General features: G+C 72.5%; 15 protein-coding genes. 8 read left to right on the top strand and 7 right to left on the bottom strand.

Features of this window, described 5'->3' with window-relative positions; all coding sequences use genetic code 11:
- Positions 1–190: 190 nt before the first annotated feature.
- Positions 191–1,816 carry a serine hydrolase domain-containing protein gene (locus EKD16_RS18920; RefSeq protein ID WP_131099680.1) on the top strand — a complete coding sequence of 542 codons (1,626 nt, stop codon included), beginning with the start codon at positions 191–193 and terminating at the stop codon, positions 1,814–1,816.
- Between the two features lie 46 nt (positions 1,817–1,862).
- On the opposite strand, the gene EKD16_RS18915 is transcribed toward EKD16_RS18920, so the two are convergent.
- Positions 1,863–2,834 (bottom strand): 3-methyladenine DNA glycosylase, encoded by a 972-nt coding sequence (locus EKD16_RS18915; RefSeq protein WP_242677057.1) that lies wholly within the window; start codon positions 2,832–2,834, stop codon positions 1,863–1,865.
- Between the two features lie 127 nt (positions 2,835–2,961).
- On the bottom strand, positions 2,962–4,599 hold the full coding sequence (gene dacB / locus EKD16_RS18910) for a D-alanyl-D-alanine carboxypeptidase/D-alanyl-D-alanine endopeptidase (RefSeq protein ID WP_131099678.1): 1,638 nt from the start codon (positions 4,597–4,599) through the stop codon (positions 2,962–2,964).
- A gap of 372 nt (positions 4,600–4,971) precedes the next feature.
- Here dacB and EKD16_RS18905 point away from each other — a divergent pair, with 372 nt between their 5' ends.
- On the top strand, positions 4,972–6,408 hold the full coding sequence (locus EKD16_RS18905; protein ID WP_131099676.1) for a sodium/glutamate symporter: 1,437 nt from the start codon (positions 4,972–4,974) through the stop codon (positions 6,406–6,408).
- A 1,345-nt stretch (positions 6,409–7,753) separates the two neighbouring features.
- Here EKD16_RS18905 and EKD16_RS18900 read toward each other — a convergent pair.
- Entirely contained in the window at positions 7,754–8,806 is a 1,053-nt protein-coding gene (locus EKD16_RS18900; RefSeq protein WP_131099674.1) for a trypsin-like serine peptidase, read from the bottom strand.
- A 203-nt stretch (positions 8,807–9,009) separates the two neighbouring features.
- Between EKD16_RS18900 and dxr the strand changes: the two genes are divergently transcribed.
- The 6 genes from dxr (at position 9,010) to EKD16_RS18870 (ending at position 17,609) form a co-directional block, all read left to right on the top strand.
- Entirely contained in the window at positions 9,010–10,209 is a 1,200-nt protein-coding gene (dxr, locus tag EKD16_RS18895) for a 1-deoxy-D-xylulose-5-phosphate reductoisomerase (protein WP_131102781.1), read from the top strand.
- Between the two features lie 22 nt (positions 10,210–10,231).
- The gene (locus EKD16_RS18890) at positions 10,232–11,590 is read left to right on the top strand and encodes a M50 family metallopeptidase (RefSeq protein WP_131099673.1); all 1,359 of its coding nucleotides are present in this window, start codon (positions 10,232–10,234) and stop codon (positions 11,588–11,590) included.
- Between the two features lie 488 nt (positions 11,591–12,078).
- Positions 12,079–13,236, top strand: a complete 1,158-nt coding sequence (gene ispG, locus EKD16_RS18885) for a flavodoxin-dependent (E)-4-hydroxy-3-methylbut-2-enyl-diphosphate synthase (RefSeq protein ID WP_131099671.1) — start codon at positions 12,079–12,081, stop codon at positions 13,234–13,236.
- 148 nt (positions 13,237–13,384) lie between these two features.
- Positions 13,385–14,980: an alpha/beta hydrolase gene (locus tag EKD16_RS18880; RefSeq protein WP_131099669.1), complete on the top strand. Its 1,596-nt coding sequence runs from the start codon at positions 13,385–13,387 to the stop codon at positions 14,978–14,980.
- Positions 14,981–15,205: 225 nt separating this feature from the next.
- Positions 15,206–16,045: a GNAT family N-acetyltransferase gene (locus EKD16_RS18875; protein WP_131099667.1), complete on the top strand. Its 840-nt coding sequence runs from the start codon at positions 15,206–15,208 to the stop codon at positions 16,043–16,045.
- A gap of 364 nt (positions 16,046–16,409) precedes the next feature.
- Complete coding sequence (locus tag EKD16_RS18870; RefSeq protein ID WP_131099665.1) at positions 16,410–17,609, top strand: acetate/propionate family kinase; 1,200 nt, start codon at positions 16,410–16,412, stop codon at positions 17,607–17,609.
- 22 nt (positions 17,610–17,631) lie between these two features.
- On the opposite strand, the gene EKD16_RS18865 is transcribed toward EKD16_RS18870, so the two are convergent.
- The 4 genes from EKD16_RS18865 to EKD16_RS18850 form a co-directional block, all read right to left on the bottom strand.
- Complete coding sequence (locus EKD16_RS18865) at positions 17,632–19,329, bottom strand: ABC transporter ATP-binding protein (RefSeq protein ID WP_131099663.1); 1,698 nt, start codon at positions 19,327–19,329, stop codon at positions 17,632–17,634.
- Positions 19,326–20,231 carry an ABC transporter permease gene (locus tag EKD16_RS18860; RefSeq protein ID WP_131099661.1) on the bottom strand — a complete coding sequence of 302 codons (906 nt, stop codon included), beginning with the start codon at positions 20,229–20,231 and terminating at the stop codon, positions 19,326–19,328. Before EKD16_RS18860 ends, EKD16_RS18865 begins: the two co-directional genes overlap by 4 nt.
- A complete protein-coding gene (locus EKD16_RS18855) occupies positions 20,228–21,178 on the bottom strand; it encodes an ABC transporter permease (protein WP_131099659.1) in 951 nt (316 codons plus the stop codon). Before EKD16_RS18855 ends, EKD16_RS18860 begins: the two co-directional genes overlap by 4 nt.
- 96 nt (positions 21,179–21,274) lie before the next feature.
- Positions 21,275–22,870, bottom strand: a complete 1,596-nt coding sequence (locus EKD16_RS18850) for an ABC transporter substrate-binding protein (RefSeq protein ID WP_394347286.1) — start codon at positions 22,868–22,870, stop codon at positions 21,275–21,277.
- Positions 22,871–22,979: the final 109 nt, after the last annotated feature.

Here is a 22,979-nt window from a genome sequence, read left to right as displayed (position 1 = left end):
AGACCACCGGCCCCGCGGACGGCGAACGGCAGCGCCGCCGCGCGGGGCCGGTGCCCGGCCCGGTGCGCCGCGGTCCTTACTGCGGGCGCGCGTCCGCGTACGACACGGCAGTTTCCATGACACCTGTCATCGCCGATCGCTGACATCGCCGACTACAAGCGCGCCGGGCTGCTCCTCGACGCTTGGGGGCATGAACCACGAGAACCACCCGGAGGCGGCCGCCGCGCCGTCTCCGGCGCCCCCGCCTGACACGTCAAAGCACCCCCGGCGCCCGCTGCCCCGCCGCGCCCCCGGACGTGTGTGGGCCGTGGCCGGTGTGCTGGGGGCCGTCGCGGCGGTCGCCGCCTACCTCGTCATGCCGGGCAAGCCGCCGGAGCCGTCTGGAGCGCCGGAGTTCACCGGCGCCCCCGGGATCGCCGACTCGGTCTCCGCCACGATCGAGGGCCGCGAGTACCGCGTGCAGGGCCTGTCGGTACTGGAGATCGACGGCGGCGAGACCCGCTCGCTCTCCGGCGGAACCGCCGACGGTGAGAAGCGCGTAAGCGCCGAAACCCCGTTCGAGACCGGATCGGTCTTCAAGGTCTTCACCGCGATGACGCTGGCCGACCTCGCGGCAGACGGCCGCACCTCGCTGGACCGCACGCTCGGCGAGGTCTTCCCCGACCTCGCCTTCGCCTCGCCCGAGTTCGCCGACATCACCCTGGAGCAGCTCGCGAGCCACCGGTCCGGCCTGCCGCGGATGCCCGCCGAAGGGCTCGCCGCCGGCGCCGTCACACCCTTCACGCTCACCGACCCCTACGGCGGCCTGCCGCCGGTCCGCGATTCCCTGGCGGCGGCCGTTCCCCTGCCGGGGCAGCCTGCCTGGCAGTACTCCAACTTCGGGTTCGCCGTTCTCGGCGCCGCGCTGGCCGAAGAGACCGGAACCCCGTTCCCGCAGCTGGTGCGGGAGCGGATCTTCGACCCGCTGGGCATGGACGACACGGTCATGCGCGGCGCCGGCCTGGCCGGGCTGCCCGAGGGCGCCGCCCTGCCGCACGCGACGCCGGGCAAACCCGTCGAACCGTGGAAGGCCGAGCCCTACATTCCAGCGGGCGTGGGCACCTGGACCACCGCCGCCGACCTGGAGCGGTTCCTGCGCGCGGTCATGGACGGCAGCGCGCCCGGCATGTCCGCCACCGAGCCCGCCCACGGCGGCCCCGTCGACGAGACCCGCATCGGCCTCGCCTGGCTGACCACCGACTTCGGCGACGGCGTGGAGTTGGTGCAGCACAGCGGAGCCACCTACGGCTCCACCGCCTTCATCGGGTTCCAGGGCGACCGCGGCGCGATCGTGCTCTCCAACAGCTTCACCGCCGAAGCCTCGTTGATCGGACCGCGGCTGCTCGGCGCCCCGGACGTGCCGCCGATGGCCGAAAGCCCGACGGCGACCTCGGTGGCCGCAGGGCTCGGTGCCACACTGCCGTTCGCAGTGCTGCCGCCGCTGCTGGCCGTCACTCTCATGCTGCGCCGCCGCACACTGGTGGGCCAGCGCCCGCTGGACCGACTGCGCGTCGTGTCGATGTCGGCGGGGACCTCCGCGACGCTGCTCGGCGCGCTGGTGATCGGCGACTGGGTGGCCACACCCCCCGCGGTCTGGGCGGCCGCGGTGGGTGCCCTGGTCGCCGCCGCCGCAGTGGGCGCGTGGTACTGGCCGCGCATCCCCACCGAAGCGGGCCGCTGGCGGTGGCTGCACATCGCGTTCTTCTGCCTGTCGGTGTGCGTATCGGGCGTGGTGGCGGTGACAGCCGCGAACTCGCTGGTGGCCGTATTCGGCTAGGAGGGCGGCGGCCGGGGGCGGCGGCGCCCCGATCCCCGGCCGCGGCTCAGCCGCCGTCTACTGCACGCTCCCCGGGCTCCACCGGCTCGGGGCGAAGCCGGTCGCAGACCTCAAGCAGCCGGGCGCGCAGGCCGCCGGCGCGCTCGGCGAAGGCGCGCTGGGCCTCGACGTAGGCCGCCTTGCCCTCAGGGGTCTCGATCGCGACCGGCTCGTAGCCGTGCTCGCGCAGGTCGTAGGGCGAGGCGCGCATGTCCAGCTCGCGGATGTCTTTGGCCAGTTCGAAGCAGTCCACCACGAGTTCGCCCGGCACGCCTGGGGAGAGCTTGTAGGCCCACTTGTACAGGTCCATGTTCGCGTGCAGGCAGCCCGGCTGGTCCAGAGCGGTCTGGGACTCGCGCGTGGGCTGCAGCCGGTTGCGGGGCCGGGCCGCTTCGGTGAAGAAGCGGAAGGCGTCGTAGTGGGAGCAGCGGATGCGGTGCGACTCGACGACACGGTCGGTCCCCTGCGTGCCCAACCGCAGCGGCACCTGCGCGTGGCGCACCTCGTCGGCCGGGAGCCGGTAGACCATCGCCCACTCGTGCAGGCCGAAGCAGCCCAGATGGGCGGGCCGCTCCTGCACGGCACCGAGCAGACCGCGGACGAAGTCCACGGTCGAGCCGCGTCTGGCCGCGAACGCGTCGAGGTCCAGCGTCGTGCCACGCACCGCGCGCCCGTCGGCATCCGTGCCGGCGGCCTCGCGGTACCAGTTGCTCGCTGGCGCCTGCGCGGTCGGCCCGGCCAGCAGCACCCCGGGACCGGGGTGCCAGCGCCGCAGCTGGGCGGGGCGGTGGCTGTAGTAGGTGAACAGGAAGTCCTCGACCGGATGGGCGATGCCGCGAGCGCGCCGGTCGAGGTGGTCGGCCAGCAGCGCGTCGACCCGCTCGCGGTGGCGCCGTTCGCGCTCGCGCCACACGTCGGCGCCGAGCACGTCGATCCCGTCGGCCCGCAGGCCGCCCTGCGCGTCGGTGCTGGAGCTCATCGGCTCCCAGCCTAGCGAGATCATCGATGCGGGTCTCCGGAGTGGCTGCGGGCTATGCAGGTACCCCTCGGTGAGCATTGCCGCATCCGGCTGTAGTGGCGGTGTCGCACGTGGTTCGGCGGGAGCCTCAGCAGGTGCCCGCCCACGTGCACTCCAGGTCCGCCTGCGGTTGCGAGGGAGCGGCGCGTTGCGCGGCCGTCGCGCGCGCAACGGGGGCGGTGCCCTCGCGGGTGAACTGGGCCAGGCGCACGGCTATCGCGTCCTGGAGACCGCGCGGCGCGGCGCCCCGGTATCCGTTGTTGATGATGGCGAACACGAGCCGCTCGCCGTTCGCGCCGCGCACGTAGCCCGACAGCGCGCTGACCCCTGTGAGCGTGCCCGTCTTGGCCCGCACGTTGCCCGCGGCGGGCGTGCCGCCCATGCGCTGCGCCAGAGTGCCTCCCACCATGCGGTCGGAGGCGCCGGCCAGCGGCAGGGCGTCGCGCCAGGCGTCGAACCAGGGCCGCTCGCGCACGCGCTCCAGCAGCCGGACGGTGGTCGCGGCGGTGAGCCGGTCCGACCGCGCCAGGCCGGAGCCGTCGTCCAGCTCCACGTTCGCGATGCCCACGCCCATCCGCAGCAGGGCCGTCTTCGCCACGGCGATTCCGGCCGGCCAGCTGCCGTGGCCGAGGGTCTCACGGCCCATCGCCTTCATCAGGATCTCGGCGTGGCCGTTGTTGGACAGCTTCATGAACGGGGTCAGCAGTTCATCGAGCCGCATCGAGAAGCGTTCGGCCACGGTTTCGGCGGACGCGGGGGCGGCGCCGCGCCCGACCTCGCCGGCGACATCGACCCCCGCCCGCTCCAGCCGGTCGGCGAAGAGGTGGGCGGCGTGGTCGGTGGGCTCGTGCACCGTGCGTAGCGCGGAGTAGGTCTGTGCGGCCGGCAGCGAACCGTACGCGGTGAACTCGTTGGTGCCCATCCTGCGGTCGACGCCGAAGGTGGAGGTGCTGCCGGGCGCTCCGGTGGAGCCGCCCTGTGCGACGTCGAGGTTGCCCGTCATCGGGGAGAGGGAGGTCTTCACCCCGGCGCCCGCCGCGGTGCCGGGCACTGAGTCGACCTCGACTACGCCCGTGTCGTAGTCGGTGTTGGCGGCCAGCGTCAGCGCCGATATCTGCGCCGAGTAGTAGTAGGGCCGGTCCGCCGGGTCCCAGGCGGGGGACAGGCGCTGCGCGTCGAACCAGGTGTCGTCGGCGACCAGGTCGCCGGTGACCTCGGTGACGCCCGCGGCGGCCACCTCGGCGGCCAGGTCGCCCACCGCGTCGGCGGTGAGTGTGGGGTCGCCCGTGCCGATGAGGTACAGGTCGCCGTCGACGACGCCGTCGCCGGGATCCTCGCCCGCGGCGAGGGTGGTGGTGAACCGGTAGTCGGGGCCGAGCACCTCCATCGCGGCCGCGGAGGTGAGCAGTTTGGCGTTTGAGGCCGGGACGAGCTCCGTTCGGGCATCGCTGCTGTAGAGCACGTCGCCGCGGGTGAGGCTGCGTACCAGCACGCCCGAGGACGCGCCGTCGAGCTGCGGGTCGGCTAGCAGGGCGGCGATGTCGGAGCGCAGATCGGCGACTCCGGCGGCGGTGCCGGCGGCCGCGGGGGCGGGCCCGGCGGCCAGGGCGGCGGCGGTCGCCACCGCCGAAGCGGCCAGGGCCGACACGTTGCGGAGGGTGCGGCGGCGGGTGCGCGAGGGGGCGGGGGGCCTTGCGGCGGCCGCCGCGATGTCACGGTCGGGCATGCCGCAGTAACGTAGCGGAGTATGCTCGCCGGTGGAAGTCCGCCGTGCGGGCGCCGGGGGGGCTTCGTGCGGCCGCGCGGGCGGTCGGGGCTGTCGATCGGCGCCGCGGCGGCCGCGGCGGCCGCGGCGGTACGCAATGGTGAATCTTCTCTCGGGTGTCGTCCCGGTCGCCGCTCGTGTGCCGCACAACGCTGCGGCGGCGGCCGTGTGCGTCGCCGGTTACCCGGTTCGCACGGTGGGCGCGGCGGCGTCGCTGTCCGCGACCACCCGAGTGCCGGTCGTAGCATTGCGGCGCTGACCATTCCGGATGCGCCCGGCCCGCGGGGCTCTTCCGGTGACGCCGTGTTGCGGGGAAGCGGGGAAAAGGATCAGATGACTCCCGAAGCGATCGGATTCGCGCTGCTCCTGATCGGGGTGGTGCTCCTGGTGGCCAAGCTCATCCGGGTGCGCTGGAAGCTCGCGCAGCGGCTGTTCCTGCCCAGCTCTATCATCGGCGGCGGGATCGCGCTGCTGCTGGGCCCCGGCGTCTTCGGCCGTCTCGCCGCGGCCATGGGCACCGACCGCTTCGTCGAGGGCGGTCTGTGGGGCGGCGGCGTCCTCCAGGTGTGGAGCGCCCTTCCGGGGCTGCTCATCTCCGTGGTCTTCGCCGGTCTGTTCCTGGGCAGGCGCATCCCCAACCTGCGCTATGCCGGGCGGCTGGCCGCGCCGCAGATCGCGCTGGGGCTGACCTTCAGCTCCGGGCAGTACGTGGTGGGCCTGCTGCTGGCGCTACTGGTGCTCGGACCGGTGTTCGGGCTGCCCCCGTTGACCGGCGCACTCATCGAGATCGGTTTCGAGGGCGGCCACGGCACCGCGGCCGGACTCGACGAGACCTTCGCCCAGGCGGGCTTTCCCGAGGGCGAGGACCTGGCGCTGGGCATGGCCACCATCGGCCTGCTGACCGGCATCATCGCCGGCATCGTGCTCATCAACTGGGGCGTGCGCACCGGTCGCACCCGAGAGCTGACCTCGACGGCCAAGCCGTCGGTGGCCGAGCGGATGGGCGTGGTCGAGCGCGAGAACCGCACCGCCGCGGCCACACTGACCGTGCACCCGTCCTCGATCGAGCCGCTGGCCTTGCACTTCGGCCTGCTCGCGATCGCCGTCATTCTCGGCCAGCTGCTGCTGTGGGGGCTGCAGGCGTTGGAGCGGATGCTCTGGGCCGACACCATCGAGCTGTTCGCGTTCGTCCCGCTGTTCCCGCTGGCGATGATCGGCGGGATCGTGATGCAGTTGGTCATCGACCGGTTCGACCGGCTGCAGGTGGTCGACCGGCAGATGGTGGAGCGTATTCAGGGCTTCGCGCTCGACGCGCTGATCATCTCCGCCCTTGGGACGCTGTCGCTGCAGGTCATCGCGGCCAACCTGGTTCCGTTCCTGCTGCTGGCGGCGACCGGGGTTCTCTACTGCATCGGCGTGTTCCTGTTCCTGGCGCCGCGGATGCTGCCGTCCTACTGGTTCGAGCGCGGCATCGGCGATCTGGGCCAGTCGCTCGGCGTGACCGCGACGGGCCTCATCCTCATGCGCATCGCCGACCCCGAGCTGCGCACACCGGCCTACCCGGCGTTCGGTTACAAGCAGCTGATCGTGGAACCGTTCTTCGGCGGCGGGCTGATCACCGCGGCCGCGGTTCCGCTGATCGTGCAGTTCGGGGCGCCGCCGCTGCTCATCGCCATGGCCGTGCTGCTGGTGGTGTCGCTGCTGCTGGGACTGCTGGTGTTCGGGCGCCGGCGTGAAGAACCGGTCGCGGCCGCGCCGCCGGCGCCCTGAGCCGTGTTTGAGAAGGGCTGGATCGGTCCGGCTCGCATGGGCGGCCGGGCCGTACGGCTCGGATCCGTTTACGCGGACTTGCCCTTGGCCTTGCCTCTGCCGGGCGGCGGGCTGAGTGATGGGGAGCAGCGGGCACAGGTGACGATGGCGGGCCGGGGCCCGCGGTCGAGGGAGCGGGGACCGCCGGTGGCGGTACGGGGGGAGGGGCGGCTCGGGTCTGCTGGGCGGCCTTGTTGGTCTGCCGGGCCCTGCAGACAGACTCGGCGCGGCTTGGCGCGTCTATCGCGAACTTATGGTCGCAGGAAGGCGTATTCCGCGGCCATAAGTTCGCGATCATCGCCGGATGGACCGGCATAGGGGACCTACCGGCGCCGGCGGGCCGGCTGGGTGTCGCCGTGTCCCCTGCCGGGCCCGCACAGGGTGGAGGCAGCGCGGCGGGGCGCGGTCGCGGGTGCCCGCACGGCCCGGTGGCGCCGGATCGGGGGCCGGGGGGCGACGACACGTCGCTCGTGGCGCCCGGGCGCGGCCGACGGGGGCCCCACCGCCCGATGGGGTGGAATTTTGGGGGCCTATGCCCGTTTTGCGGGCGGCCTCGGCGGACGCGGCGGCCACGAGGTGCACGAAAAGTTGACGTCGGGGGTGTTTTCGCGCCATTCGGCGCGCCTCGTGCGCCACCGCCGCCGCAGCGCGGGCGCGGGCCCGCCGGGGACTCGGGCATTGGTGGACAGAACACCCCATGTTCTTTCGTATCGCAAGATGACGTTGCCAAGCTGGCGCCTCGGGGCGGCACCGAGGCGGGTGCCGCCGCACGTACGTGCATCTCGTGGCCCCGACCCGGCCGCATGACCGCCGCCGAGAGCCCCGCGTCGCGCCCTCACCGGTAACCGGGCGGCGGCCCTCCGGGCCTCGACCACCCGCGGCCGGGGCCGGTGACCGCCGCCCCGACTACCGCAGACCCGGCCCCGCCGGCGTCGTCGCCGCTCTCGTCGGGCGCCGCCACCGGTGAGCACCGGAACCGACGACCGCGGGCCGAACCCTGCGCCGTCCTCGGCGCCGCTTTTCCCTAGGACCACCCATCCACCCGGCAGACCGACAAGGCCGCCCAGCAGAGCCGAGCCGCCGCCCCCGTCGGGCGCGCCACCGGCGAGCACCCGATCCGTTGGGCGCGGGCGGCACCCCGCGGTGCCCTCGCCGCGTCGTCGGATGGGCCACCGGCGAGCACCCGGCGTGTTGGGCACGGGCCCAGCCGTCCGCCACCGTCGCCGCCGCTTTTCAGGCAAGTCCACCCGTTTCCCGGCAGACCAACAAGGTCGCCCAGCAGACCGGCGTTCTTAAACACGGCTTATTAGTAGGACTGCGCGCGGTCGTAGACCCGGCGTGCGGCGCGGCCCAGGTAGGGGCCGTACTGGGTGCGGGTGTCGCCGGCGTACTTGAAGCTGATGACCGAGACCACGGTGCCGCGTCCGGACCCCTCGTCGAATCCGCTCAGCCACGGGCCGCCGCTGGAGCCCTCGGTCATGGTGCAGGCCATGCCGTTGGCGGTGGTGCCGCCGTCGTCGTCGACGGTGGGGCCCGAGCAGTAGTGCAGCCGCCGCCCCTCGAAGCGGCCGGTGGCGGGGTAGCCGAACGAGTAGGTGGGGTCGCCCGGCTCGGTGCCGAAGGCGATGCGCTGGGCGCCGACCCGGTCCTGCACGTGGTCGCCGCCGGCGCGGTTGAGGACCGCCATGCCGAAGTCGTAGCTGTCGTCGGAGCCCTCCGCCCACTGCGGCGCGACGAACATCTGCCGGGCGGTGTAGCGGCCGTACGGGCTCTCGCCGTCGTCGTAGCCGGGGACGAACACCCACTTGCCCACCCACGGGCCGCTGCCGTCCTTCAGGCAGTGCCCGGCCGTGATGACCGTGTCGCGGTTGTCGGCCGAGACCACCGCGGCCGAGCAGGTGAAGTCGCGTCCGTCGAGAGCGAGGAACACCTTTCCCGTGGTGCGCGCCACGCGGCCGCCGCCCTGCCAGGGGGCGCCGGTGCCGGGTCCCGCGGCCTGCCGGTCGGTGGGGGAGCCGGGCAGCAGGGTGTCGGCGAGGTCGTTGAGCGCGGGCACCAGCGGCGCGGCCTCGGCCATGCGGCGGGGGGTCCAGTAGTCCAGCACCGCGCGGTGCTCGTCCGCCCCGACAGCGGCGGCCTGCCGTATGACGCCGCCCTCGTCGGCGGTCGGCCTGTCCGGCGCCGTCGGGGCCTCGGCGCTTTCCGCGGCGGGTGCCGCGGCTGCGGCGGAGGCGCCCGAGGAAGCCGCGCCGCCCGGGGCGGTGGCCTCGTGCGCGGGCTCTGCCGCGGGAAGTCCGCCGAGCGCCGCGACGGCGCTGAGCAGGGTGCCGATGAGCTTGTGGGCGACGGGTGAGTTCATGGCACCGGATCATGCCACACTTTGGGTAATCAGATGACTACTTTGGGATTGCCTGGCGGGTCGGTCGGGTAGACACCGGCGCCGGTCGGTACGGCGGGCCTGTGGACGGCGGCTCCGGACCTGCTGCGATGCGCGACAATGGCGGGGTGCGAATCGCGGAGCAGCTTCTTGCGGACGTCCCTGCCGACCGTCGGCGCGAGGTCGTGATCCTCGGGTCCACCGGCTCCATCGGAACCCAGGCGATCGAGGTCGTCACGGCCGAACCCGACCGCTTCCGTGTAGTGGGGCTGGCGGCAGGCGGAGGCCGGGCCGACCTCCTCGCCGATCAGGCGTGCAGGCTCGGCGCCGAGGTCGTGGCGGTCGCCGACCCCCGCGCCGCCGGTGGTGTCTCGGCGCGCCTGCGCGAACGCGGTTCCGCGGCCAAAGTGCTGGCCGGGGCCGAAGGGGTGGCGGAGCTCGCGGCCTGGCAGTGCGACGTCGTCCTCAACGGCATCACCGGTGCCCTGGGGCTGGAGTCCACACTGGCCGCGCTGCGCGCCGGGCGGCTGCTGGCCCTGGCCAACAAGGAGTCGCTGATCGTCGGCGGCCCCCTGGTTCGCGCGGTGGCCCAGCCCGGCCAGATCGTGCCGGTCGACTCCGAGCACTTCGCGCTGGCCCAGTGCTTCCCCCGGGCGGCCCCCGGCGAGCTCACCAGCCTCGCCCAAGGGCAGGTCGCCGCCCGGCTGGACGAGGTGCGCCGACTGGTCATCACCGCCAGCGGCGGCCCGTTCCGCGCCCGCAGCCGGGATCAGTTGGCCGGGGTCACCCCCGCCGAGGCCATGAACCACCCGACCTGGGACATGGGCCCGGTGATCACCGTCAACTCGGCGACACTGGTCAACAAGGGGCTGGAGGTCATCGAGGCCCACCTGCTCTTCGACATCCCCTTCGAGCGGATCGAGGTCGTGGTGCACCCGCAGTCGGTCATCCACTCGATGGTCGAATACGTCGACGGTTCCACGCTCGCCCAGGCCAGTCCGCCCAGCATGCGCATCCCGATCGCCTACGGCATCGGCTGGCCCGAGCGCGTCCGCGCCGCCGCGCCGCCCGTCGACTGGACCAGCGCCCACACCTGGACGTTCGCCCCGCTCGACCACGAGGCGTTCCCCGCGGTCTCCCTGGCCTGCGAGGTCGGGGCGGCCGGAGGCACCGCGCCCGCCGTCTACAACGCCGCCAACGAGGTGGCTGTCGCCGCCTTCCTGGACGAAACCCTGGCATTCCCTGCGATCGTGGACACGGTGGCGCAGGTAGTCTCAGAGCATCGGGTGGGGGCTGCCGCGTCCGACCTCTCGCCGGCCGAGCTCTATGCGGCCGACGAATGGGCGCGCCGCCGCGCCCGGGAGCTCGTCGCGGCGCCGACATGAGGAGAGGTACGGGGAGAGGTCCATGGTCACACTACTGACCGCCCTGGGGATCGTGCTGTTCTTCCTGGGGCTGCTCTTCTCCATCGCCTGGCACGAGTTGGGCCACCTCTCCACCGCCAAGATGTTCGGCATCCGTTGTACGCAGTACATGGTCGGCTTCGGCAAGACCCTGTGGTCGCGCAAGTGGGGCGACACCGAGTACGGCGTCAAGCTGGTGCCGCTGGGCGGCTACGTGCGGCTGGTCGGCATGATCCCGCCCGCCGCCAAGCCCCGCCAGACTTCCGGCAAGCCGATGTCGCGCTGGCGCGCCATGGTCGAGGACGCCCGCGAGGCCAACAGCGTCGAACTCGAACCCGGCGACGAGGACCGGCAGTTCTATCAGCGCGCGCCGTGGAAGCGCATCATCGTCATGGTCGCCGGCCCCGCGATGAACCTGATCCTGGCCATCGTGCTGTTCACCATCATCATGATGGGGATCGGCCTGCCGCAGAACACCAACACCGTCGGCACCGTCGCCCAGTGCGTGCTGCCGGCCGACTCCACGCGGACCGACTGCCCGGCCGACGCCCCGCCGACCCCGGCCAGCCAGGCGGGCCTGGAGCCGGGCGACGAGATCGTGGGCCTGGCCGGCGAGCCCACGCCCGACTGGTACGCGGTCAACGTCGCCATCCGCGAGCACATCGGTCCCACGCAGATGACGATCGAGCGCGACGGCGAGACCCGCACGCTCACCGTCGATCTCATCGAGAACCAGGTGGTCGCCCGCGACGGCGAGGGCGACATCGTCTACGAGAGGGGCCCCGACGGCGAGATCGTCACCGACGACCAGGGCTACCGGGTGCCGGCCACCGAGTCGGCCGGGTTCCTGGGCATCACGTTCGCCCAGGAGCGCAGGCCGCTGACCGTGGCCGAGTCGGCGGAGACGATGTGGGGGTCGGTCGTGGGCGTCGCCCAGGCTCTGGTCGAACTCCCCTCCAAGGTCGACGACGTCTTCGGTGCGGCGTTCCTCGGCGAGGAGCGGGGTGTGGACTCGCCGGTGGGCATCGTGGGCGCTTCGCGCATCGGCGGAGAGGTGCTCTCCCAGCCCATTCCGCTGACCGACCGCGTCGTGTTCCTGGTGAACATGCTCGCCGGGGTCAACCTGTTCCTGTTCGCCTTCAACATGGTGCCGATCCTGCCGCTGGACGGCGGGCACATCTTCGGTGCGCTGTGGGAGTCGCTGCGCAGGCGCCTGGCGCGGCTGTTCCGCAGGCCCGACCCCGGTCCCTTCGACGTCGCCCAGCTGATGCCGGTCGCCTACCTCGTGGTGGCCTGCTTCGTGGTGTTCAGCCTGATGCTGCTGGTCGCCGACGTGGTCAACCCGGTGCGGCTGACCCAGTGACAGTGACCAGTGATACTGCCGAGCGGCCCGGACTGCGGGTCGCCTCTCCGACGGCACGGCTCAGCGGCCCCACGGCGCCGGTTCCGTTTCGTATCCGTCGTTTGGCGTGAGCGGGAAATGTCGGCCGCCCAGCGTTAGCTATGTCCGTTATCGTGCCGCTTGTTGCGCATGGGGCCGATGGGGCCGATGGGGCCGAGGTGACCGGCGAGCGCGGGATCTCCCGCTCCGGGTTGCCCCGCTTCGCCCGTGATCTCCTGAACGTGATGCGGGCGAATCACCGCAATCACGCTGCGAACGGTCACCCTCTGTTCTCTCGGCCAGGGCGTAACGTCCTGCTCGATACGGGTAGCCTTGGCAGCGTGTCGGAGCGTCCGGAGTCCGATCCGGCGCCCCCGGCGGCGGCTCGTCGCTTGCCCGCTGCCCAGATTTCAAACCGACTTCTAACGACGCTGCCGGCCGAGCCCCCGGCAGCCGTGAGGTGAAAACGCGTGACCGTCGATCTTGGAATCCCCGCCGCCCGGCCCCGCCCGCTCGCGCAGCGGCGGAAATCGCGGCAGATCATGGTCGGCAATGTCCCGGTCGGTGGGGACGCCCCCGTTTCCGTGCAGTCGATGACGACCACCGTCACATCCGACATCAACTCCACGCTGCAGCAGATCGCCGAGCTGACCGCCTCGGGCTGCCAGATCGTGCGTGTCGCGGTGCCCAGCGCCGACGACGCCGAGGCCCTGCCGATCATCGCCAAGAAGTCCCAGATCCCGGTGATCGCCGACATCCACTTCCAGCCCAAGTACGTCTTCGCCGCGATCGACGCCGGCTGTGCGGCCGTGCGCGTCAACCCCGGCAACATCCGCAAGTTCGACGACCGCGTCGGCGAGATCGCCAAGGCCGCGAGCGACGCCGGGGTGCCCATCCGCATCGGTGTCAACGCCGGTTCGCTGGACAAGCGGCTGCTGGAGAAGCACGGCAAGGCCACTCCTGAGGCGCTGACGGAGTCCGCGCTGTGGGAGTGCTCGCTGTTCGAGGAGCACGGCTTCCGCGACATCAAGATCTCGGTCAAGCACAACGATCCGGTCGTGATGATCAACGCCTACCGCCTGCTCGCCGAGCAGTGCGAGTATCCGCTGCACCTTGGCGTCACCGAGGCCGGGCCCGCCTTCCAGGGCACGGTCAAGTCCTCGGTCGCTTTCGGCGCGCTGCTGGCCGAGGGCATCGGCGACACCATCCGCGTGTCGCTGTCGGCGCCGCCCGCCGAGGAGGTCAAGGTCGGCAACCAGATCCTGGAGTCGCTGGGACTGCGTGAGCGCGGCCTGGAGATCGTCTCCTGCCCCAGCTGCGGTCGGGCGCAGGTCGACGTCTACAAGCTGGCCGACGAGGTCACCGCGGGTCTGGAGGGGATGGAGGTCCCGCTGCGCGTGGCCGTCATGGGCTGCGTGGTCAACGGCCCGGGCGAGGCCCGCGACGCCGATCTCGGTGTCGCCAGCGGCAACGGCAAGGGGCAGATCTTCGTCAAGGGCGAGGTCATCAAGACGGTCCCCGAGGCCAAGATCGTCGAGACCCTGATCGACGAGGCCATGCGCATCGCCGAGGACATGCAGGCCGACGGCGCCGAGCCCGGCGAGCCCTCGGTCTCCGTCGCCGGCTGACCCCGGGCGGCCCTCGGCCGCCGGCAAAGGCCGCGGCGACCCCGGCGAGCACGGCGCTCGCCGGGGTTTTCGCCGCCGCAGCCGACTCGTGCCGCCCGTGCCGTGTCGCTTCGCCGGATTCCCTCCGGCTACGGAGAGAATTCACCTCATGGCTCAACGCAGCATGGGGGCGGGTGCGGCTTCTGCGCGGTGGGCGGCCGCAGCGGCGGGCGCCGCGCTGGTCGCGGCGGCGGTGGTACCCGGACCCGCTGTCGCCGCGGCAACACAGGCGGGGCCGCTGGAGTGGGGCGAGTGCAGCGGTCTCACTGCCGCCGAGGGCGCCCCGATGCGGTGCGCGCGGCTGACCGTGCCACTCGATCGGGGCCCGGGCGCGGGCGGCCGCACGGTCGAACTCGCGATCTCCCGCGTCACCGCGCGTGCGGAACGCACCGGCGTCCTCGTGGTCAACCCCGGAGGTCCGGGCAGCCCGGGACGCGTCTGGGCCTCGCGCACCGCGGCCGCGCTGCCCGCCGACCTGCGCGACCACTACGACGTGGTGGCCTTCGACCCCCGCGGTACCGGCACGAGCACCCCCGCCGTCTCCTGCGATCCCGCCTACTTCCGGGCCCCGCGCCCCGACACCGTCCCCGGCGGCCCGGGTGAATCCGCCCGCCTGGTCGAGCGCGCCGCCGACTACGCCGCCGCCTGCGCCGACTCCACCGGCGCCCTGCTGGGGCACATGACCACCGCGGACTCGGCGGCCGACGTCGACGCCCTGCGCGCCGCCCTGGGCGCCGACCGCATCGACTACCTCGGCTACTCCTACGGCAGCCTGCTCGGCGCCGTCTACGCCACGCGCTACCCCGAACGGGTGCGCCGCCTGGTTCTGGACAGCGTCGTGCACCCGGGCCGACCCTGGTACCGCAGCAACCTGCGCCAGAGCCGCTCGCTGGACGCGGCCGCGCAGAACTTCTTCGCCTGGACCGCACGCCACGATTCCGCATACGGCTTGGGCGGCACGGCGCGCGAAACCTCCGCCGCCTACTACACAGCCCGGCGGCGCCTCGCCGAACACCCTGCACAAGGCACCGTGGGCGCCACCGAACTGGAGAACGCCTACATCACCGCCGCCTACACCTCCGCCGCGTGGCCCGAGCTGGCCCGGGCGCTGGCCGACTACCGCCGCGGCGACACGGCGGGGCTGGTCGAGGTGCACGGCAAGTACGGCCAGAGCACCGGCACCGACCCCACCTACGGGGCCTATCTCGCCACCCAGTGCACCGACTCCCGCTGGCCCGGTGATCCGCGCACCTGGCTGGAGGACGGGGCCGCGGCGCACGCCGAAGCCCCGTTCCAGTCGTGGAACAACATCTGGTACAACATGCCGTGCGCGTTCTGGCCCGCCCAGAGCCGCACCTGGTTCGAGGTCGGCGCCGCCGGGGTCGACGCCCTGCTGCTGCAGGCCGAGCACGACGGCCCCACCCCGGCGGAGGGCGCCTTCGCCATGCGCGAGCGCTTCCCCGGCTCCCGGTTGGTGATCGAGGAGCAGGGCCGCTCCCACGGCGTCGCGCTCGGCGGAAACCCCTGCATCGACGGAGCCGTCGCCGACTACCTGCGCGACGGCTCGCTGCCCGCGGCAGGCGGCGGCCCGGCGCGGGCCGACCTCACGTGTCCGGCCGCGCCACCGCCCGAGCCCGAGCCGCCGCCCCGAAACGGCCCCGACCCCCGGGAACCGCAGGCGGGGCCTCGTCCCTCCACCCTCTGACCGGCACGCTCACCCGCGGTCCGCCTCCGGTGCGAACGGCCCATCACAGGCCCCGCGCCCGCGACGCGCCCGCGGGGGAGTGGCGATCCCCGCCCGGAGCAGGGGTCGATTAGTCTGTGAAGCGAGGAACATGACTGTTCACGGCGCGGGCCCGATCCGAGAGGCCGCCACCGTGCGGCCCCACGCGCACGGCGGGACCGCCCGCTACCGGACGGGGTGATGCGGGTGCTGCGGACCTCATCGGTGCGCGTGCTCGACGAGCGTGACCGCGACTCCGTCCAGGCGCTGCTCGACGCCGACCCTGTCGGCAACGTCTTCGTCGGCTCGCGGCTGCGCAGCGGCATCGACTCCGGCCGCCTCGGCGCCGAACTGTGGGGATACATCGAGCGCGGCCGCATCACCGCGCTGTGTTACTCCGGCGCCAACCTCGTACCGGTCAACGCCGGCCCCGGCGCGATCCGGCAGTTCTCCGAGCACGCCCGCTGGCAGGGCAGGCGCTGCTCCTCCATCGTCGGCCCCGTCGAGGTTGTCGCCGACCTGTGGGAGCGGCTCAGCCCCGCCTGGGGGCCCGCCCGAGCCATCCGCGCCTGCCAGCCGGTCATGGAGATCTCCCAGCCCTCCCGCATCGAAGCCGATCCGCACGTGCGCCGTGTCACCCCCGGCGAGCTCGGCATCCTGCTGCCGGCCTGCGTCGCCATGTTCACCGAGGAGGTCGGGGTGCCGCCCGACTCCGGCGACGGCGGCTCGCTCTACCGCGCCCGCATCGAGGAGCTGGTGCGCACCGGCCGGGCGTTCGCCCGCATCGAGGACGGCCGGGTGGTGTTCAAGGCCGAGATCGGCGCCGTCACCAAGCACGCCTGCCAGGTGCAGGGCGTGTGGGTGCACCCCGAGCTGCGCGGCAAGGGCTACTCGGTGACCGGCATGGCCGCGGTCGTGCGCTACGCACTCGCCGAGATCGCGCCGCGGGTGACCCTCTACGTCAACGACTTCAACACCGCAGCCCGGGCGAGCTACCGCAGAGTGGGCTTCCGCGAGGTCGGCGCGGTGCGTTCGGTGCTGTTCTGACGGCGTCGCCGCTCGGCCGCCCGGCAGGAGGCGCGGAATAGCGCGGCCGTACTGCGGCCGAGCAGGGCCGCGTGCCGGGCGTGCCGGGCCGTGCTGCGGGTAGTGCAGTGGCCGGAAGGCACCTTGTCCGCGTGTTCGGGGTCCGCCGTGCCGGGTCCGAGTCCCCGAAGAAGTCGAAAAGGGTTGCAGCGCAGCGCGGGCGCGGTGGCCGCCGGGCCGATCCCGCGGGGGCTGCGCAGGCCGGCCGACGACCTTTCCGCGGCGCCGCCGTGCAGGGCGCCGTCGACACGGTCGCGATCACCGCGGTACAGGCCCACGCGGCACGGGAGGCCCGGCCACGACAGCCACAGGAGGGAACCGCGGCATGAGCCACGTCCTCGTCGTCAACAGCGGCTCGTCCTCGATCAAGTACCGACTGCTGGACATGGTCCGGCGGCGGCCCGGCGCGTCCGGGTCGGTGCAGCGCATCGGCGAGGACGGCGCCGAACTGGTCCACCACACCGGGGGCGAGCCGCTCACCCGGTCCGGGCCGTTCCCCGACCACGAGGCCGGGCTGCGGGCGGTGCTCGACGCCTTCGCCGAGGCCGGGCCCGACCTGGCGCAAGTGGAACTGGCCGCGGTGGGCCACCGCGTGGTGCACGGCGGAGCCCGGTTCAGCCGGCCCGTCGTCGTCGACGACGCGGTCCTCGACACCGTCGCCGAACTGGCCCCGCTGGCGCCGCTGCACAATCCGGCCAACCTGGAGGGGATCCGGGTCGGCCGCAAGGTGCTGCCCGACGTGCCGCACGTGGCCGTGTTCGACACCGCCTTCCACCAGACTCTGCCCGAGACCGCCTACACCTACGCGGTGCCCGACTCCTGGCGCGCCGAGCACGGCGTGCGGCGCTACGGCTTCCACGGCACCTCGTGCGCCTACGTTTCGCGCCGGGCCGCCGAGTGGCTGGACGCCGAGCCCGCCGACGTCGACTCGATCGTGCTGCACCTGGGCAACGGCGCCAGCGCCACCGCCGTCGCGGGCGGGCGCAGCGTCGACACCTCCATGGGCATGACGCCGCTGGAAGGGCTGGTGATGGGCACCCGCAGCGGGGACGTCGATCCGTCGGTGCCCGGCTACCTGGAGCGCACCGCCGGGCTGGCTCCGGGCGACGTCGACGCCGTGCTCAACCGTGAGAGCGGGCTGCTGGCGCTGTCGGGCGCCAACGACATGCGCGAGGTGTGGCGCCGCGCCGATGCGGGCGAGCACGGGGCGCAGCTGGCGCTGGACCTCTACTGCCACCGGCTGCGCAAGTACATCGGCGCCTACACGGCGGTGCTGGGCCGCGTCGACGCGCTGGTGTTCACCGCCGGAGTCGGCGAGAACGACGCCCGGATCCGCGAGCGCGCGCTGGCGGGGCTGGAGCACCTGGGATTGGCGCTCGACCCGGAACGCAACGCGGCGGTGGCGTCGGGCGAACGCGAGGTGTCGCCGGAGGGCGCGGACACCGCGGTGCTGGTGGTGCCGACCGACGAGGAACTGGAGATCGCCGATGAGGCCTTGGAACTGACGACGGGCCGCGGCGGCTGAAGCCGGCCGCGGCCCGCCCGGATCAGTCCCGGCGGGCCGGCGCGGGGTCGCCGACCGGCTCCGGGGCCAACTGAGCTTCGCCCAACGACAGTTCGAAATCGGGCGTGTCGGCGATCAGCGCCCGGGTGTAGGGATGGGTGGGGTCGGACATCACCGTGCCGACGTCGCCGTGCTCCACGATCTCGCCCTTGTTCAGCACCGCCACCCGCTGGGCGATGTTGGAGACCAGTGCGATGTTGTGCGTGACGAACAGCAGCGCCATCCCGTCGCGTTGCAGGTTGCGGAGCAGCTCGACGATCTCCGCCTGCACCGACACGTCCAGCGCCGAGGTGATCTCGTCGCAGATCAGCAGCTCGGGGGTGGTCGCCACCGCGCGGGCGATGGACACCCGCTGGCGCTCACCGCCGCTGAGCTGGTCGGGGTAGCGGTTGCCGTAGGCGGCCGGCAGCGCGGCGCGCTCCAGCGCCGTGGCGACCACGCGGTCGGGATCGCCGGGCTTGCCGACCAGGTGGGTGTAGGGCCCCAGGATGAGGTCGCGCACCCGCTTGCGCGGGTTGAGGGCCTCGTAGGGGTTCTGGAAGACGTATTGGACGCGGCGGCGCTGCTCGGCGCTGCGCCGGTAGCTGCTGGTGGCCAGCTGCGCACCGGCGAAGACCGCCTCGCCGCTGAACTGGTGGTGCAGACCGACCAGGGAGCGCGACAATGTGGTCTTGCCCGAGCCCGACTCGCCCAGTAGCGCGACGCACTCGCCGCGCCGGATATCGAGGTCGATGCCCTGCAGCACGGTGGCCGAACCGTAGCCGGCCTGCAGGCCGCGCACGCGCAGCAGCGGCTCGTCCGACTCGCCGCCGCCGTCGGGGCGGGTGTGCCCCTCGGTCTTCAGCAGCGGCACCGCGCGCAGCAGTTGGACGGTGTAGGGGTGGCCCGGGTTCGCCAGCACCTCGGCCGCCGGGCCGTGCTCGACGACGTCGCCCTGGTACATGACCGCGAGGTCGTCGGCGAGGTCGGCCACTACCGCCATGTCGTGGCTGATGTAGACACCGGCCGTGCCGTACTCGCGGGTCATCTGCCGGATCGTCTGCAGCACGTGCGCCTGCGTGGTCACGTCGAGCCCGGTAGTGGGCTCGTCCAGGACGATCAGGTCGGGGCAGCCGATGAACGCCATCGCGATGGCCACCCGCTGCTGCTGACCGCCGGAGAGCTGGTGCGGGTAGCGCCGCAGGAACCGGCCGTCGTCGGGCAGGGCGACCTCGCGCAGCACTTCGCGGACGCGTGCGTCGGTGTCGGAGGAGGCGGGTCCGCCCTCGGCCTCGGCGCCTCCGCGCCCGCCGGTGGCGTCGTGCAGCGCCTCGCGCAGCTGGGTCCCCAGCCGCAGCGCCGGGTTGAGCGCGGAGGCGGGGGACTGCGGTATGTAGGCCACCGACCGGCCGCGCATCCGCCGCACCGCCGCGGCGTCGCGGCCCAGCAGCGCCTCGCCGGACAGCACGATGCTGCCCGCCGTGGCCTCGGTGGCGCGCTTGCAGTGGGCCAGCAGAGCCAGGCCCAGGGTGGTTTTGCCCGATCCCGACTCCCCGACGAGGCCGAGTATGTCGCCGCGGCGCACCCGCAGTGAGATGTCGCTGATGATCTCGACGTCGGAGGGACGGCCGATGACGGTGAGGCCCTCGACCTCCAGTGCGAGCTGTTCGCCCTCCTGCGGCCGGGTCTGCGTACTGCTCATTTCTCCACCCCCCGATCGATGCCGATCGACGCTCGTGCGAGGCCGTCGGTGATGAGGTTCGCGCCGATGGTCAGCAGCGCCACCGCGGTGACCGGCAGGACGACCGCCCAGGGCTGCACCGTGATGGCGACGCGGTTCTCGTTGATCATCAGGCCCCAGTCGGCCGTCGGCGGTTGCAGGCCCATGCCGAGGAAGCTCAGCGTGGCGATGATGCCGACCGAGTAGGTGATCCGCAGCCCCAGCTCGACCAGCAGCGGGCTGGTGATGTTGGGCAGGATCTCGGTGCTCATGATGCGCCACCGCGACAGGCCGATGGCCTCGGCGGATTTCACGAAGTCCTGTTCGACGACCTTCAGGGTGGCCTCGCGGGCGACGCGCGCGACCCGGGAGGCGTGCGAGACGCCGATCAGTGCCACGATCAGCCACACCTGCGGGCCGATGATCGACATCACCAGCAGCGCGAGGACCAGCTGCGGGAACGCCAGCATCATGTCGTTGGTGCGCATGAGCAGCTCGTCGGTCCACCCGCGGGTGTAGCCGGCGACGATGCCCAGCGCCGCGCCCAGCACGACGCCGCTCAGCGCCGCGGAGACGGCGATGGCGATCAGCGTGTAGCCGCCGTGCAGGAACCGGCTCAGCACATCGCGGCCGATGCCGTCGGTTCCGAACACCGTCTGGTCGACGGAGGTGCTGTTGGGCGTTCCCACCAGTTCGGTGGGGGAGTAGGGGCTGATGAAGGGGCCGACGGCCGCGACGAGCACAACGGCGCCGGCCAGCACGAGGCCGGTCTTGGTGCGGCCGTGCCCCCACGCGGCGCGGAACAGCCCGGCGCGGCGGGGTGCCGGGGACGCGGGGGCTGGGGCGTCTGTGTTTGCGTCGGCGGGCAGGGTTGCGGAGCTCATCGGGAGGACACCCTCACCTTCGGGTTGGCGGCCAGACCCACCACATCGGCCAGCAGGTTGACCACGATGTAGACCATGGCGATCAGCAGCGTGACCGCCTGGACGACGGGGATGTCGCGGGTGGCGATCGCGTCCATCAGGGCGAGCCCGATTCCGGGGAACCCGAACAGGAACTCGATGGCGACCACGCCGCCTGCCAGCCAGCCCAGCTGAACCGCGATGACCTGGGCGACCGGCCCGATGGCGTTGGGCGCGGCGTGCCGCCAGATGACCGTGGACTCGGGCAGGCCCTTGAGCCGGGCCTGCTGCACGTACTCGCTCTCCAGCACCTCGATCATCGAGGCCCGCATCATCCGGATGATCGGCGGGCTCACCGCGATGACCAGCGTGGCCACCGGCAGCACCAGCTGAACGGGGTCGGCCAGCACGGAGCCCGCACTGCCGGCGAAGACCGCGGGCAGCACGTGCAGGGCGCCCGTGGCGAAGGCCAGGATGAGCAGGATGCCCACCGCGAACTCGGGCACGGCGGCCACGACGAGCGAGGCCAGCGAGGTCGCGTGGTCGGCGGCGCGGTCGCGGCGCAGTGCGCTGAACGCGCCCAGCAGCACCGCGATCGGCGTCGCGATGACGGCCGATATCCCCATCAGGGTGAGGCTGCCGGAGATCCGGGGGCCCAGGTACTCGGCGACGGGCAGCGCGTTGGCGTAGGAGTCGCCGAAGTCGAGGACGAACAGCCCGGCGACCCACTTGCCGTACTGAAGGGCGAGCGGGTCGTCGAGGTTGAGCTGTGCCCGCAGCGTCTCAAGGCGCTCCGGTGTCGCATTGCGGCCCAGCATGGCGCGGGCGGCGTCGCCGGGCAGCGCCTGCGTCGCCAGGAACACCACGAGGGACACGACGAAGAGGGTCAGTAACCCGTAGAAGAGGCGGTGCAGGATCAGACGTGACATGTGTGACGGCCTTTGCGAGACGTCGGTCAGCGGGGCGGGGCCGGTTGGTGGCACGCGTCCCGCCCCGCGGGGACGGGGGCGGGACGGGCGGGAGGGCTAGGCCTCGATGCGGACCCGGTGGAACCCGTAGGAGGTCAGCGGGTGCCCGGTGACCGAGGGCTCCAGCCCCTTCACCTTGGAGTGGAAGGCGTCCAGGGTGTTGACGAAGCCCCAGATGATGTAGCCGCCGCGCTCGTGCTCGATCTTCATGGCCTGGCGGATGATCTCGTTGCGCTTCTTGTCGTCGACGGTCGCACGGGCCTTCTTGATGAGCCGGATCCACTCCTCGTCGGCCCAGTGCGTCTCGTTGAACGGCGCGCTGGGCATGGAGCCCTGTGCCGCCTGGGAGAGGTAGTTGCGGGTGACCCAGAAGTCCTGGGCGAAGGTCCACTGGAGGTAGTTGTCGCCGTAGTACTCGGTGGAGTTGGTCTGCTTGAGCTTGACGGTGACGCCGGCCTCGGCGGCCTGCTCCTTGAGGACCTGGGCGGCGGCTTCGGCGCCGGCGCTGATGGGGCCGGTGACCAGCTGCACCTCCAGGCCGTCGCCGTAGCCGGCCTCCTCCAGCAGCCGCTTGGCCTCGTCGATGTCCTGTTCGCGCTGGGCGGGCAGCTTCTCCTCGTCGTAGGCGGGGTCGAAGCGGCCGTAGATGTCGTTGCCGACGCTGCCGTGCCCGGCGAGGGCCTGGTCGACCATCTGCTCGCGGTCGACGATCAGCCGGAACGCCTGGCGGACCCGTACGTCGTCGAACGGCTTCTTGTCCACGCGCATGGTGAACGGCAGCCACATGCCCGTCTCGGACTCCAGGGTCTGCAGGTTGCCGTTGGACTTGACGACCTCCAGCTGGCTGTGCGGCAGCTGGCTGATCGCGTCGACCTGGCCGCCGATCAGCGCGTTGACGCGGGCGGTCTCGTCGGGGAAGTTGATGATCTCCAACTCGTCGATCTGCGGCCGCCCCTGCCAGTAGCCGTCGAAGGCGGCGAACAGGCTGCGCTCGCCGGGTGTGAACGAGGTGTACTTGAACGCCCCCGCGCCGATCGGCTTCTCGGGGTCGTAGCCCTCGGGCACGATGCCCATGGCGTACTCGGCGAGGAGTTCGCGGAAGGTGACGTAGGGCTCGGTGAAGGGCACCTCGACGGTGAGCTCGTCGACCTTCTTCAGGTTGTCGCGGTCCATCGTGGACAGCTGCTGGGAGCTGGTGCTCAGCGCCTCGGGGTCGGTCACGCGGCGCAGGGTGTGGATGACCGAGTCGGCGGTGATCGCGGAGCCGTCGTGGAACTTCAGGCCCTTCTTGAGCTTGATCGTCCACAGTTTCGCGTCGCCGTCGACCTCGACCGACTCGGCGAGCGCCATCTTGATGGTGTAGTCGGTGCCGAAGAGGCAGAGGCTCTCATAGAGGTTGTGGCACCGTGCGATGTCGGTGTTGTCGGTCGGCTGGTGGGCGTCGAGGGTGTCCTGGGCGGAGCCCCCCGCTACGCCGACGCGCAGACGGCCTCCGCCGCCGGAGTCGCTGGAACCGCCACCGCCGCACGCGGAGAGCGCCGGGACGACGACGGCACCAGCGGCGCCGGCCATCAGGACCGTGCGGCGGGTGGGGGAGGAGTCGGGCGCGGAATCGGCGGGGTGATGACTGCTCTCGGCAGGTGTGGACGGCACGGGAACCTCGTTCGGTCGGGGATCGATCGCAGCGCTGGTTCGCCGTTCAGGAATCCTGGGGACGGACCGGTCACGGCGAAGGCGCCTGTCGACGCTCGCGCACGGACGT

The sequence above is a fragment of the Streptomonospora litoralis genome, assembly GCF_004323735.1.
In the GTDB taxonomy this organism is placed as follows: domain Bacteria; phylum Actinomycetota; class Actinomycetes; order Streptosporangiales; family Streptosporangiaceae; genus Streptomonospora; species Streptomonospora litoralis.
This window is presented reverse-complemented; position numbering and strand designations above follow the sequence as displayed.